Origin of the sequence: Termitidicoccus mucosus, assembly GCF_038725785.1 — a bacterium.
In the GTDB taxonomy this organism is placed as follows: Bacteria; Verrucomicrobiota; Verrucomicrobiia; order Opitutales; family Opitutaceae; genus Termitidicoccus; species Termitidicoccus mucosus.
Map to the genome: position 1 here is coordinate 5,503,945 of NZ_CP109796.1, position 15,482 is coordinate 5,519,426.

6 protein-coding genes are annotated in these 15,482 nt (G+C 58.2%); all 6 read left to right on the plus strand.

All coding sequences use genetic code 11. The annotated features are described in order from the left end of the window. Positions 1-23 precede the first annotated feature (23 nt). The 6 genes from OH491_RS19165 (at position 24) to OH491_RS19190 (ending at position 15,477) form a co-directional block, all read left to right on the plus strand. Complete coding sequence (locus OH491_RS19165) at positions 24-3,179, plus strand: TonB-dependent receptor (RefSeq protein WP_334319252.1); 3,156 nt, start codon at positions 24-26, stop codon at positions 3,177-3,179. Positions 3,180-3,340: 161 nt separating this feature from the next. Continuing rightward, positions 3,341-5,506, plus strand: a complete 2,166-nt coding sequence (locus OH491_RS19170; protein ID WP_084442105.1) for a glycoside hydrolase family 3 C-terminal domain-containing protein — start codon at positions 3,341-3,343, stop codon at positions 5,504-5,506. A 6-nt stretch (positions 5,507-5,512) separates the two neighbouring features. Then, positions 5,513-7,315, plus strand: a complete 1,803-nt coding sequence (locus OH491_RS19175) for a right-handed parallel beta-helix repeat-containing protein (RefSeq protein ID WP_084442104.1) — start codon at positions 5,513-5,515, stop codon at positions 7,313-7,315. 53 nt (positions 7,316-7,368) lie between these two features. Further along, the gene (locus OH491_RS19180) at positions 7,369-8,457 is read left to right on the plus strand and encodes a uroporphyrinogen decarboxylase family protein (RefSeq protein ID WP_068770040.1); all 1,089 of its coding nucleotides are present in this window, start codon (positions 7,369-7,371) and stop codon (positions 8,455-8,457) included. Between the two features lie 176 nt (positions 8,458-8,633). Beyond that, positions 8,634-13,580: a putative Ig domain-containing protein gene (locus OH491_RS19185; protein ID WP_084442103.1), complete on the plus strand. Its 4,947-nt coding sequence runs from the start codon at positions 8,634-8,636 to the stop codon at positions 13,578-13,580. 214 nt (positions 13,581-13,794) lie between these two features. Next, on the plus strand, positions 13,795-15,477 hold the full coding sequence (locus OH491_RS19190; protein WP_068770038.1) for a sodium:solute symporter: 1,683 nt from the start codon (positions 13,795-13,797) through the stop codon (positions 15,475-15,477). The last annotated feature ends 5 nt before the right edge of the window (positions 15,478-15,482 follow it).

Here is a 15,482-nt window from a genome sequence, read left to right on the forward strand (position 1 = left end):
TTTCCCCCACGAAAGATTTCTTTATGAAGACCCTGCCTACTCACCACCCCCGCCTTGGGCATGTCCTGGCGTTCATCCTTGCGACAACATTGGGATTGCTCACGTCTCTTCGCGCAGACACCCCGCCAGATGTCCCGGCGGCGCAGACCGTCGGGACAGGATCAATCTCGGGCCGGATCTATTTTCCCGCGCAGGACCAGTATATGAAGAATGTGCGAGTCAGTCTGGAGGGCACGAACAGAGTAGCCTTCACCGACTCTCTCGGCACCTACTATTTCGCTGACGTCCCCGCTGGCTCCGCTCGGGTGCGGGCCGAGCATGCCGGTTTCGAGCCGGGCATCGGCTCGGTGACAGTCGAGACGGGCAAAACCGCTGCCTTGGACATCGACATCAGCATGGCCGAATCAGGAAAACCAAGCGGCAAGGACGAGGTTGTAGTACTCGAAACGTTTGTCGTCTCCGGGCAGGCGCTACTCGGCGCGGCTATCGCGGAGCAGGAGCAGCGTCACGCCATCGGCATGACCAGCGTCGTCTCGACGGAGCAATACGGCCCCAACGCCACGGGCAACATCGGCGAGTTCATGCGTAACATCGCGGGCGTCTCCATCGGCGTCGGCGACGGCGGTGATGCCGGGTCCATCTCCCTGAGCGGCGCCGGCTCGGGATATGTGCCGGTGACTCTCGGCGGCATGGAAGTCGCCAGTGTCAGCTCGGGCGGGAACGACCGCAGCGTGGAAGTGCAGCAACTCAATATGAACAACATTTCCCGGATCGAGATCACCTTCGCCCGCCGGCCCGACGTGCCCGGCAAAGCCTTGAAAGGCTCTGTCAACGCCGTTCCCCGGGGGGCCTTTGAACAAAAAAGATCGTCCTTCAGCTTCAACACCAATGTCATATTCCATGAAGACGAGTTCACCGTGAAAAAAACCTCCGGACCGCTTTACGAGCCCACACGGAAAGTAAAGCCCAGTTGGAATTTTGCCTACATCGTGCCCGTGAACAAGAACTTTGGCTTCACCCTGTCGGGCTTTTATACCTTCCGATTCAACATGGATGTCGCCCACACCTACAACTGGCGGGGCATAGAGCAGCCCTATTCACGCGACAGCTCCGGCAACTATCCACCCCCCAACGTGCCCAATCCCTACGCCGCCCCCTATCCTTCCATGTACGGCTCGCGGATTACATCGAACATAAACGACTCGACCGGCGGCGCGCTCTCCCTGGACTGGCGCATAAGCCGCGCGGATCGCCTGCGCTTTGATTTTTCCTACCAAAGCAATGACCGCGCCGAGGGTTATCGCACCAATGAATACAAGCTGGAGGAGGGCTTTGACACCGCCGCCTCCACCTTGACCCACTTTGAGGCAAACGGCTATTTGCGGATAATGGCGGGCACGCGCAGAAGGCAGGATACCGTATTGCAGCCGCAACTGCACTACTGGCACCTCGGCCGCTTGTGGAAAATCGAGGCAGCCGCGAGCATGAGCCGCGCCGATCAGAAATACACCGACATGTCCAACGGTTATTTTCGCAGCGCCTATGCGGACCGCTTCCGGGTAAGAATCGCCATGGACAAGGACGACAACGCGCTGGTGCCGCATAACATAGAGGTTGTCGATAGCCTCACCAACGATCCCGTGGACTCCCGCTCACTGGATGAATACATCATCACCGATATCCAGTCGCGCCCCGAGAAAACGTGGAGGGAAGGCCGCGAAGTCATGACCTACGCGCAACGCTTCCTGTCGGTTTTCGGCGTGCCCTCGTTCCTGAAGGCCGGCTTCCACCTCCAGCAGGAACTCCGGGATTACAAACCCCAATCCAGAAACTTTTACTACCTCGGCCCCGACGGGCTTAGGCCGCCCTCGAACGCGGACCGGAATCCGTATGCCACGGACCAGGACGCCGGCCCCTTCAAGGACCCCAGTTTCACACAAGCCGCAAAGCTCCTGGGGCAACGCTCCGACTACCCCCACAACGGCCTCATATATAATTTTTATCAGCAGCGGCCGGATTATTTCGAAGAGGTCAGCATGGCCACCTCATGGGATAATCCGAAGCGATTTTCGCGATATGCGGAGGAAACCGTGTCGGCGGGCTATCTCCGCGCTCACTTTGGACCGTGGAACACCAGCATCGGGGAATTCGAGCTGACGGGCGGCACCCGTTACGAATACACTCACATCCTCGGCACCGGCGGGTTGCAGGTGCCCGCATCGGGCGGCACCCCCGCCTACTGGATCGAACGCGGAAACAGCAACATAGTGAATTTCGACCACTGGTTCCGCAGCGTTAACGGCTCCTGGCGTTTCGGGGCCAATAAGGAATGGATCCTGCGCGCCGCCTATTTCACCTCCATCGGGCGCCCGAACTTCGAGGTTTACAACGGCACCATCATCCTGCCCGATCCTCTCAGCGTGCCGACGAGCACAAGCAACCGCGTCGAGCTGGCCGGCAATTCCCTGCTCAAACCGTGGACGGCCAAAACACTGACAGCGCAGCTCGAATACTACAACAAATGGGGCGGCTGGTTTAGAGTAACGCTTGACGAGACGGTTTATAAAAACCGCTTTTATTGGGATTCCTATCCCCTGACGGACGAACTCCGCCAGCAATATGACATCGGGCCTGAATACATGGGGTTCTATGTCAGTGTCCAGAAAAACTCGGCCTACGACTTCACCACCGATTCGCTCCGGGTGGAACTCTCGCAAAGTTTTGACAAGTTTCTGCCCAGATTCATCGGCGTGCGCATCGGTGGCAGTGGCGAATGGCGGGTCAAGTCGGGTGTGGATGAATCCAGGATGACCGGAAGCGAGTTTGCCCCCCGCGCCTTCAAGGCGAACGCTGAGCTTAAATTCAGAAAATCCGGCCGGGAGATACTCAAGCTGGGCGGAAACCTGGATTATACGAGTGAATATGTCAGGGACAGCATGGAGACCGCCCAAAATCTCGAACCCGGCGTGATGGGGTGGCGGGTGGCTCGTCGGCAAGTGAACGTCTTCCTCGAGTTTCCGCTGTCGAAGAACCTCCGTTTTATCGCCTCGTGCGATAATGTGACGAACGATGCGGTGTATGATTACGCCAAGGGTCCCAGCACGCCCAATGCCCTCCACCCAACCTGGGTCACTTATTACGGACGCCGTTTCAACTTCTTCATCAACGGAAAATTTTAAATGCATGGCATGATGCAAAAAACGGAACATGATAATAATGTCCCGCTTGGTATTTTGTAGTGCAGTCTCCCGCCCTGCGACGGCGAAATCGTTGATCGCGGACCAGTGCGGGTTGCCAGCCTGTGCCACAAATACCGCGCATGAAAATAGTTTTTAAATTAATGCACATATCCAATCCGCAAACAGACCAAAACGCCAACATCGTTGCGAATGGTGTTCTCTTTCGCGACACATCGCTCCCGCTCGAAACGCGCCTTGATGATCTCGTTTCTCGCCTCACGCTGCTGGAAAAAATCAACCAGCTCGTCCACGAGAACAATCCCATCGAGCGCCTCGGCATCCCCGGTTACAACTGGTGGAGCGAAGCCTGTCACGGCGTTGGCCGCAATGGTCGCGCCACCGTTTTCCCTCAGGTCATCGGCCTGTCCGCCACGTGGAATCGAGAGCTCCTTTTTCGCATCGCCAGTGCAACCTCCGATGAAGCGCGCGCCAAATATGCCATCACGTCCGCCGCCGGCCAGCACGGGCAGTATCAGGGGCTCTGTTTTTGGACACCCAACGTAAACATCTTCCGCGATCCGCGCTGGGGACGCGGTCAGGAAACTTTCGGCGAAGACCCTTATCTCACCGGAGAACTCGGTGTGGAAATCGTTCGCGGTCTTCAGGGCGATGATCCCTTCTACTACAAATCCGCTGCTTGTGCGAAGCACTTCGCAGTGCACAGCGGCCCCGAGGGCGAACGCCACTCCTTCGACGCCCGTCCTTCGCAAAAAGACTTGCGCGAGACCTACCTGCCCGCGTTCAAGAAACTTGTTGATGCGGGCGTCGAGGCCGTCATGGGCTCCTACAACCGCGTTTACGGCGAACCTGCGTGCGGCAGTCATTTTCTCCTCGAAAAAACGCTTCGCCAAGAGTGGGGCTTCAAAGGGCACATTGTCAGCGATTGTGGAGCCATCGACGACTTTCACCAGCACCATGCTGTCACAAAAGACGCCGCCGAATCCGCTGCGCTCGCTTTGAAAAACGGCTGCGATCTCAACTGCGGTTGCACCTACAATGACCTCATCGTTGCGCACCAACGCGGCCTCATCACCGAGGCCGACATAGATCGCTCCCTTCGCCGTCTTCTTGCCGTGAAGTTCCGCCTCGGCCTCTTTGATAACGGAGAAACCAGCAATCCGTTTGCCGCCACGTCCGCCGCGATTATTGACGGCGAGCCTCATCGCGCACTCGCGCGCAAGGCAGCTGCCGAGTCGATCATCCTCCTGAAAAACGCGAACAACACGCTCCCGCTCAGGCCCGATCTCCCGAAAATCCTCGTCGTCGGTCCGAACGCGGCCAACACCAACGCGCTTCTCGGAAACTACTACGGTGTGAGCCCGCGTCTTGTCACCTTCATGGAAGGCATTCTGGCGCGTGTATCCGATGCCACGCGTCTCAAATACCGCGTTGGCTGTCCGCTCATTCGCGAGGCCGCGCCTGGTGTCAACTACACCTTTCCCGCTGCCGAATCGTCCGAAATCGTCGTCGCCGTCATGGGCTACGACCCGACGCTTGAAGGCGAGGAAGGAGATGCGGTTGGTTCGCCAGTTGGCGGCGATCGCGCCCATGTCGAGCTTCCCGAGAACCAGCGCATCTTCCTGCGCGAGCTGCGCAAGCACTGCAAAAAGCTCATTCTCGTGCTCACCGGCGGCAGTGCCATCGCCATACCCGAGGAGCACGAATATTGCGACGCCGTGCTGCAAGTCTGGTATCCCGGCTGCGAAGGCGGGGCCGCGCTGGCCGACATCCTTTTTGGTGATGCTTCACCATCCGGCAAACTCCCTGTCACCGTTCCCCGCGCCACGGCGGACCTGCCCGCGTTTAACGACTACTCGATGCGCGGCCGCACCTACCGGTATGCGACAAAAGAACCGCTCTATCCCTTTGGCTTCGGCCTCGGCTACACGACGATTTCCTACGAAAAGCTGGATGTATCCGTAATAAAACTACATGAAAACGAGGATGTCACGGTTCGGGCCACTATCCGAAACACCGGCTCGCGCCCGGCATTCGAGACGGTGCAGTGCTATCTCGTGCCGCCTGCCGAGCCCGACACACCGCTCGCGACACTCGTCGCCTTCGAAAAAATCCACATTGCACCCGGATCGTCCGCCGAGGTTGTTTTCACGATTCCAGCCGGGAGTTTTCGTCAAATCGACGCCAGCGGCGAGCCCGTCTGGCGGGCCGGTGACTACAAGCTCCTCGTCGCTCCGGCCTCGCCCGGTCCCCGCGCCCAGGCGCTTGGCGCTCCCGCGCCGCTCTCCCTGTCAATCCAACTCGTATAACCCGGCATGGCACTGCTTGGCACATTCCTCACTGCATGGCTTGCACTCATCTCTGCGCTGGCTTTTCCGTCGCTGCATGCCGCGCCCTCGCGCGGGCCCTACGGGCCATTGCCGCAAACCTATGAGCTTCCAAAAAACGCCGCGCATATCCATTACGTAGCGCCCGATGGCAAGCCCGGCGCTGACGGCAAAACCCTCGCCACCGCCACCGCGCTTGATGCCGCCCTCGCGCGCGCCGTGACTGGCGACGCCATCATATTGCGCGGAGGCATCTATCGCATTGGCAACCTGACCTTCAATCAAGGCATCACGTTCCAGCCCTACGCCGACGAGCAACCCATCCTCAAAGGCTCCTTTGTCGCCGACAAGTGGACGGCGCAACGCAACGGTCTCTGGCGCGCAAAATGGGCCCGCCTATTCCCGGCGCAGCCCGCCGATTGGTGGCAGCGGGATGGCGAGGGTCGCAAAACCCCGCCATGGCTCTTCAACAACGATATGGTGTTCATCGACGGACGCCTGCTCAAAACCGCCGGGTGGGAAGGTGCCGTTGACCAAGACTCCTGCTATATCGACTACGAAACCGGCGATGTTTACATCGGTGCTGACCCAACCAACCGCATTGTCGAAATCACCGCCTTCGACAATGCGCTTACGCGGACCATAGCCGCGGTTCACGGCAAAACCAGCGACCGCAAAGGCCCGGTCATTCGCGGCCTGACTTTCACGCAATACGCCTATCGCGCCATCGAGATTGAAGGCACTGAGCCTGAAGGCCCCGCCGAGCCCGGCACCTATGGGCGTGATGTTGTCGGCACTACGCTCGAACACGTCACGATCACGCATTGCTCGCGCGTTGCCGGCTATTTTCGCGGCGACGGTTTTACGCTCCGCCATTGCCTCATTTCCGACACCAGCACCGAGGGCATTTACATCCTCTCATCGTCGGATTGCCTCCTCGAAAAAAATATTTTCGCGCGCAATAATATCGAGCAAATCACCGGCTACTATCCGGCGGCGGTGAAAATCTTCAACCAGTCGCACCGCGTCACCTGCCGCGACAACCTCGTGCTCGACCAGCCGCACTCCAATGGCATTTGGTATGATGTCGGAAACCGCGACGGAGTCTTTGTGAACAACTGGATTCAGGACTGCGAAGACGGCTTCTTCTTCGAGATTTCCAAGGGCGTGCTCTGCGTCGGCAACGTCTTTGTCAACTGCCACAAAGGCGTGCGCTCGCTCAACTCATCCGGCGTTCGTGTTTATCACAATACCTTTGTCAACACCGTCGCGTCATTCGAGCGCACGGCGCGCAGTGCCGTCGCCGACCACTTCGGCTGGCATCCGGCCACCGGCCCCGATGTGGACAAGCGCGAGGGCCACGAGTTTGTCGGCAACCTTCTCGTCGCCGATGCCAATTTTGACCGGGAACTCCTCCGCTTCGAGCAAGCGCGATCGCTTTGCGGCAAACTCACGAATCCCCAAGCCATGCGCATCGACGACAACCTCTACGTTCGCCCGTCCGATTCTCCTGCCCGCGCACTCATCGTATGGAGCCCCTCCGAGGGCAAGGACTGCACCGTCGCGCTCGCATCTCCCGCCGGCCTCAACCAACTCCACCCACAGTTTGAAACCCGCAGCCGCCTTCTCCCGCTCTCACCCAACGCCCTTTTCAAGAGCCCCGATCTGCAATCCTACGAACCCATCCGCGACATCGCGCTGCCCGACGTGGCGCCACTGCCCGGCGATGTGCAAAAACTCCTCGTACTTCCAAAATCCTCAAAACCCGTCCCCGGCGCCTGCCAGCCGTAAAAGCGCCGCTTGCGGCGCCCCGCCTTCAATATCTTTCCACATTTCTTATTCCCATGACTCCCGCCCAATGGACCTGCTTCAAGAAGGCCGCGCGTCTTGAGCTCCGCGAGACCGATCCGATTCCACTCGCTCTCATTGTCGATAGTCCTTGGATGCCCGGATATCTGGGCATCAACCATTTCGATTTCTATCTTGATCCCGAACTCTGGTTCCGTTCGCACCTGAAAATCCATGAGGAGTTTCCTGACATTCTGTTCATTCCGCCGTGGTGGCTGGAATACGGCATGGCCGCCGAGCCGTCTGTGCTTGGCGCAAAAATAAAGTTCTGGCCGGACAACACGCCGAGTGAGCAGAACCTGCTCGCTCGCATTGAGGACATCGACACGCTTCCCGAATACGATGTGGAGCACGACAGCTACATGGCGCTCACGCTCCACCGCATGCGCATGACGCGCCAGCGCATCCTCGATTCCGGGCAAACGCTTCCGCTTGCCGCCGCGCGCGGCCCGCTCTGCACGGCGAGTTTCGTACGCGGCGTCACCGAGTTGATGATGGACCTCATCGAAAACCCGGATTGCGCGCACAAACTCATCGACCTCTGCACCCGCCTTACCATCGATTGGCTCAAGGCGCAGGCACGCGCGCTCGGCCCGACAGTCGAGGGATTTCTTCTGCTCGACGACATTGTCGGCTTCGTCAACGAGGAACATTATCAGGAATTTTGCCATCCGTATCTCAAGCGCATCTGCGACGCCTTCCCGAAAGACTGGATAAAAATCTATCATAACGACGCATCCATCGAAAAATGCCTGGAGCATCTGCCCGACGCCGGCTTCCACGTTCTGAACTGGGGCAAGCAAACCGACATCGCCGCAGTCAAGGCGCGCGTCGGCGACCGCCTTTGCCTGATGGGCAATGTGAATCCGCTTGAAGTCGTCGCCAAGGGCACGCCCGCCCAAGTCCACGCGGCCACGCTCGATGTCTTGGAAAAAAGCGACGGACACGGCATTATACTCTCTGTCGGCGGCGGCGTCAGCCCGGGAACTCCTCGAGAGAATATCAACGCCATGCAATCCGCTCTCGCCGACTACAATGCCCGCCGCGCACGAGGCATTTCACAGGCAGTGAGCAGGCTTATGTGATCCTATTGTTAGAGCATATTTTCTTTTGCATGCTTTATGCGTGCCGTTAAAAACAAGCCCGTTACCAAACCACCACCCTCATTTCGTTGCCCAAACCATGATCCGCATCCTTCCGGGATGTTCATCCATGGGATCTATCCTGACATACCACACATTTCTACCCCCCCTTATAAATTATGAAAACGATACCTCCCTCGCATACTTCACATGGCCGTTTCCTCCCTGCGCTCGTGCTCTGCGTTGCGTTTGCCATCATCGGTTCATCGGCGAGCCGGGCTCAGATGAATGTCGAACGTACTTGGACTGGCCTGGCTTCCAAAAATGAGTTCACTCAGGGCAGCAACTGGAACCCGCCTGTCGCTCCCGGCACAAAGGATGCAATCGTCTTCAACGGTTCCGGACAAAACACGGCGATATGGAGGCTGGACGAGCCCGTGCAATTGACCGCATCGGCTGTCGGCGGCAGCGACGGTCTGTTTGCGATAACCCTCACCTCCAGCCAAACCACCTCGGTGATTTTCAGCAACACGAACGTCACGACCTATCTCGCCGACACTCATCACTTCCGGCTGTTTGCAGGGCCGACTAACGGCACGGTTAATTACGCTAATCCTCGCACTGTCATAATCTTGGAAAACGGCTCCGGCTCGTTGATTTTTGACGGTTACTACGGAGACAAGAAAAGCATTGGTTTCATCATGGGGGGCAATGGGCAGGTATCAAGCAACGATTCCTGGCAGCGGTTTGTCAATCACAACGCCTCCGGCGGCAGCGCTCTTGTTTTCGGATACAACACCATTTTTAGGGCCGGTGGCGGTGGCTCGCGCCATGTAATTTTTGACGGAACCGGGGACATTGTATTCAACGGGCGTTATTTTATCGGTGGCAGCCGGATGCTCAAAAAAGGCAGCGGAGCGCTTACTTTGGGAGGCGACCCCTCGGACAAAACGAATGCGACCTTCGCCAGCGGCCAGCAGGCTGGTGTCATTCTGGAGGCAGGCACCTTGAACATCAACAACGATGGCGCATTGGGTGGCAGTTGGTCGGACGGCAACAAAGACGGCTTTCTCGCCATTGGTGAGGGTGCCACCATCGACAACACAAGTGGCACTGCGGTTATTCAGAAACAAAATCAGCGAATCTTCATACTCGGGGATTTCACCTTCAAGGGGACCAACGATTTGACGCTATGCGCCGCGCGGTTTCATCCAGACGGCCCCACTGGATTTACCTGGCGGCGTGTGGACCTCTACGGTTCGCACAGGAACATCACGGTTCAAGCCGGAAGACTCGGTCTGGGGGGTGAAATCAAATCGGGAACCAATACCTCGATAACAACGGTCCCGACAACAGTGCCCAATGCCGGCGATGCGGCTCCGACGAATGCCGGCATCACCAAGCTCGGTTCGGGGACGCTGGTCCTTTTTGATGACAGCCAAAACTCTTATTCAGGCACCATCAATGTTTCCGCGGGCGGGTTGGTGGTGGACGGAAATCAAAAGGCGGCCACGATTCTCGTGGCAAACGGGGCGAGTTTCGGCGGTCACGGCACCACGGGAATCGTCGCCTTGGGCGCATCCAGCACGCTGAAACCCGGCGACCTGCCCCTGATTGTGAGCGACACCAGTGTGTGGACATGGACGAGGGACGAACAGGATGTCATCGTTTCCGGCTCCTTTTCTGGAACCATCGGTGGAAATTATAATGTCCTGAAACTCGACAAGTCTGTTTCCCCCGCCGGCCCCAACCTGACGCTTGGAGAGGATGCCACCCTGGAGTTTGCCATTGGCCTCAACCGCACCAGCACAAGAGTCTGGATTAACGACTACAGTGACACCTACGCGCTCGCGCCCACGACTCCGGCGGTCGCGTTCAACAACAATATCATCAGGATTGTTGACCTTGCGGACGGCGAGGCAACGCCCGGCGACTACGTGCTTTTCGGCATAGGCTCCGCCAATTTATGGGTCGAGTCAGGAACCGGCCTTGTCAACTCGGGCACATCGGTGCAGATCACCGATTTCGACACGGCCTTTTCCGGCCTGACCGTGGATGCGAACGACACCATTACCGGGGGATTGGCGGTGGACGAGGCATCCCTGCCCTACGCCCGTCCCGATTACGGTTATCTGCTCAAGAAAACCGCCTCCGGCATTGTATTCCGGCTTTTCAGCCCGCCGACCATTGTATGCGACGACGAGTCGGTCGCCGCGCTGGGATGGAGCTACGGTTTCCCCATCAGCATCCCGGGCGGTTACGATTCCATCAGTGTCACCGGCCTCCCCGCCGGCCTGTCGCTCAACCAGGATGTTCCCATGATTGTCGGCACGCCCACAACCTTGGGGACTTTTCCCGTGACTATTTCGGTCAGCAATCCGGCGGCCACGGTGCAAAAAACAATTACCATCACTGTGAAAACTCCTTCCGAGATACCCGCCCCGACGTTTACATCGGACTACATCATCAACGCGCGTGCGGATGTCAGGACAGTCAAACACAAACTCACGGCGGACAATCTCCCGCAATTTTTCAGGGTGAAGAGCGTCACCGGCAACGAACTGCCGGCATGGATGGAATTGGTGCAGGATCCCGACACAGGAGAATGGTATCTTTGTAATAAAGTTGATTCGTCGGACCCGACTGGCGAAACCCTTATGCCCTCTGTGACGGGCAGATGGACGGTCATAATCGAAGCAGGCAACGACAACGGAACCACCGAGCAGACGGTCTCAATCATTATCGAATCGCGCTGGACGACGCCCGTCATCCTGAGCGCGACAAATGTCGTGTGGGCAAAAGATCTTCCGTTCAATTATCAAATCGTCGCGAACAATTCGCCCGCATACTATAATATCACCGGCACGCTTCCCGACGGCGTTGCGCTTGACCGCCTGACCGGCCGCTTTGGGGGCACACCCACCACCGTCGGCTCGTCAACCCTCACAATGTCCGCCGTCAACTCCAACGGTGCCGGGAGCGCGCCCTTGGTCATCGACGTTGTGGCTGACATGACGGAGCCTTATTTTACGAGCACAAATACCAGACTGGCTTACTTGAACCAAGAGTTCATCCATACCTTCACAGCCGCGCCTTATGTCAGCGAAATCATCGTGACTGACTCCACCACGCTGCCAGCCGGGATGAGTTATGATCCCCTCACTGCCACGATCTCCGGCACACACACAGGTGATGGCGCGACATGGGCGCTTTCCGGGACGACATGGCCCATCCCGGTGCGGGCGATCAACGCCAAGGGCACCGTTGACCAGATGTTCGACCTCGTCGTCAAACAATATTATCCCATCCCGACTGTTACCACGAAGCGCAGGGCCACATGCTATGTGGGCAGGGCCTACTCCACCCAAGTCACCGTCAATACCACCGTCGGGATCGAGGAATACTTCGCCACTGGATTGCCGCCTGGACTGACCTTGGACGCGATGACCGGTGCCATCACCGGCACCCCCGCAACAGCAGGAGAGTATCCCATCACCTTCGGCGCGACCACCTCCGGCGGCACCGGGACCAAATCGCATATCCTGACTGTCCTGGCTGAGCCGACTGGGCCTTTCATCAACAGCTCTTCAATCGCACCCGGCACCGCAGGGCAACCCTTCAGCTATCAAATCACCGCCGAAAGACCAGTCACTACCTATGGGGCCACAAATTTGCCGCGTGGACTCTCCATCGATCCAAACACCGGCGTCATCTCGGGAACACCGGTGGTCGGCGGTCAATATCTCGTGACCATCACCACCACGGATGCCGCCGGCACCTTCGAGGGCACGGTGGTTATATCAATCGCCCCGACCAATTCCACTCTCGTCACCTACGCTGGCGCACTCGCAACGCCGGGCTATGTCGATGCCACCGGCACAGACTCACGCTTTGACCATCCATCCGGTGCCGTTATCAATATCTCCGGCACCATCTACGTGGCCGATCTCAACAACAACGCCATCCGCACCATTGCGACCGACGGTTTGGTTTCGAGCTATGTATCAGAAGTTCCGCAACCAGCCGCTATCGCAGTCGACTCAAAGGGCGACATCTTTTTCGCCGACACCGAAAACAACTGCATCAAACAAGTGTTGGCGCTTGATAAAACAGTGTGGATCGCCGCATCCGGCCTGCTGGGGCCGGGCGGTGTGGCGGTCGATGCGTCCGATAATGTATATTTCACGGATAGCGGAAACAATGTTATCAAGAAAATATCCGCAATAGACGGCGGCATATCAGTCTTCGCCGGCAGCGGGGCGGCAGGAGCCGCCGACGGCATTGGCGCCGCCGCGAGTTTCTATGCCCCGGCCGGGCTCGTCTATGATCGCGCCGCCAACTTACTCTATGTCGCCGACATGCTCAACAACACACTGCGTTCGGTCGATATTGCCACACGTTCCGTGAAAACAATCGCAGGCGCGGCTGATTACGATGAGGATAATGTCGACGGTATCGGTTCTGCCGTGCGCTTTAACACGCCGGAAGGTCTCGCCATCGACAAGGCCGGTTTCGTTTATATAGCGGATACAGGCAACAGCACCATTCGTGTCTGCGATCCCAAGACCGGTTTTGTTGTCACCCTCATAGGCGCCCCAGCACAAACCGGCGCCATCGACGGTGACGGCATCACAGCGCTCATGAATTCCCCCACGGGCATAATCGTGGATACCGACGGCACCGGGGATATCTTCGTCGTGGACACCGGCAACGATGCCCTTCGCTCGCTGCTCTCCGCGCCTTATATAGTTACTCCGCTCGTCAGCACAACAATCGCAGCCGGCTCGTCCCTCACGCTGGATGGCGGCGCTTGGGGCGCCCCGACTCCGACCTATTCATGGTTCAAGGACGGCGTTCAATTGACGGGAACCTCCGCCAGGACACTCACGCTAAGTTCAGTGCAGGCGGCGGATGCGGGCAATTATCAGGTGGTCGCCATGAATGCCTCGGGAACCTCAGACAGCGTCATGCAGCTCACGGTCACCACCTCCAGCGGGACAGGCGGTGGACAGCCGGGCGGAGGCGGAGGTGGCGGCGGCGGTGGTTCCGCCAGTCTCTGGTTCCTCATGGGCCTCGGTATCCTCGCCTTTGCCCGCAAATTATTCAGGCACACAACGGATAACTGAAACTCCCCATGTGCATCACGGCATCATCCGCGCGACTTTGGCCAAGTCAGGGTCGCGTGCTCAAAATTACCCCGGATTCCGTGATTTCGAAACCGCTCAAACACGCTGGTTGAGCTGCCTTCACCAAGCGGAATCCGGGAACAATTTCACTCGCAGCCGGCATTGCGCCTAACACGGCCCACCATCAAAACGCCTGCCAGGAAAAACGAATCACATGACCACACTCGACTGGATTATTATCGGCGCCTATTTCTGCCTCATCGCGGGCATTGTCTGGCGCTCATCCCTCAAGCAGAAAACAACCGCGGATTACTTCCTTGCGGGGCGCCACATCGGCTGGTTTGTCGTCGGTTGTTCGCTCTTCGCCTCCAACATCGGCTCCGAGCATATTGTCGGCCTTGCCGGCTCGGGGGCCAGCAACGGCATGGCGCAGGCGCACTGGGAGCTCCACGCGTGGATTATGATTCTTTTCGCATGGGTGTTTGTGCCTTTCTATTACCGCGCCGGCGTGTTCACCATGCCTGAGTTTCTTGAGCGCCGCTTTAATACAAAAACACGCTGGGTGCTCTCCGTGGTCAGCCTTATTGCCTATGTGTTCACCAAAGTGGCAGTCACGGTCTATGCCGGCGCCCTCGTCTTCCAGACGCTCCTGCCCGACACCTTCGGTTCGCCTGAAAACGCTTTTTGGGTCGGCGCATTTGTGACCGTTGTGCTCACCGGCATCTACACCGTGCTCGGCGGACTGCGCGCGGTTGTATATACGGAGGTTGCCCAAACGTTTGTTTTGCTTCTCGGCTCGTTCATTATTTCATGGATCGGACTGCGCGCGCTGGGAGGATGGGGCGAACTGGTGAATACCATCAGGCCGCACGCCGATACTTTCGCCCTTTGGCGCCCCAACACCGACCCGAATTTTCCCTGGCTCGGCGTCATGATAGCGTCGCCCGTCATCGGCATCTGGTACTGGTGCACCGATCAGTATATCGTGCAGCGCGCCCTCGCCGCCAAGAGCCTGCGTGACGCCCGCCGCGGCGCGATCTGGGGTGGTTTTCTGAAACTCTGGCCTGTTTTTATCTTCCTTATTCCAGGCATGATCGGCTACGCCCTCCATCAAAAGGGTATGATCCACATCCCGCTCAAGCCCGGCGGCTCGGGAGAGTTGCTGGGTGACGCGGTCTTCGCGACGATGGTGCAGTCGCTCCTGCCGGTTGGCATTCGCGGATTGGTGGTCGCAGGACTCTTGTCGGCGCTCATGTCATCACTGGCCTCGCTCTTCAATTCATGCGCCACCCTGTTCACCGTGGATATTTATAACAAGCTGTTTCCGGGAGCAGACGAGACCAGGCAGGTGCGGGTGGGCCGCTTTGCCACCGTGGTGGTGGTCATCTGCGGCATCATCTGGATTCCGATCATGAAGAAAATTTCCGAGGGCAATACCGGCCTCTATGATTATCTGCAAAATGTGCAGAGCTTCCTCGCGCCCCCAATCACAGCCGTGTTCCTGCTTGGCCTCTTTTTCAGGCGCATCAATGCGCACGGCGCTTTCGGCGGTCTCGTTGTCGGCTTCGTCCTCGGCATGATTAAACTCACCCTGCAAACACTGGCAAAAAGCGGCGTCCTTGGCGACAGCGGCGCGCTTTTCGCAATCGGCAATTACAACGGCTATTATTTCTCCGGCCTGCTGTTCTTGTTTAGCATCGCGTTTGTCATCGTGGTCTCGCTGCTCAGCCCGCCCCCGTCCGCCGGGCAAATCGCAGGACTCACCTACGGCTCGCGCACGCCCGAGCAAATTGCGGAAAATCGCGCCAGCTGGAATTATGTCGATGTCTGCGCCTCTCTCGGGGTCCTGGCCATCGTCCTGGGCGTCTATGTCTATTTCACCTGCTGGTTGTCGTAGGCCGG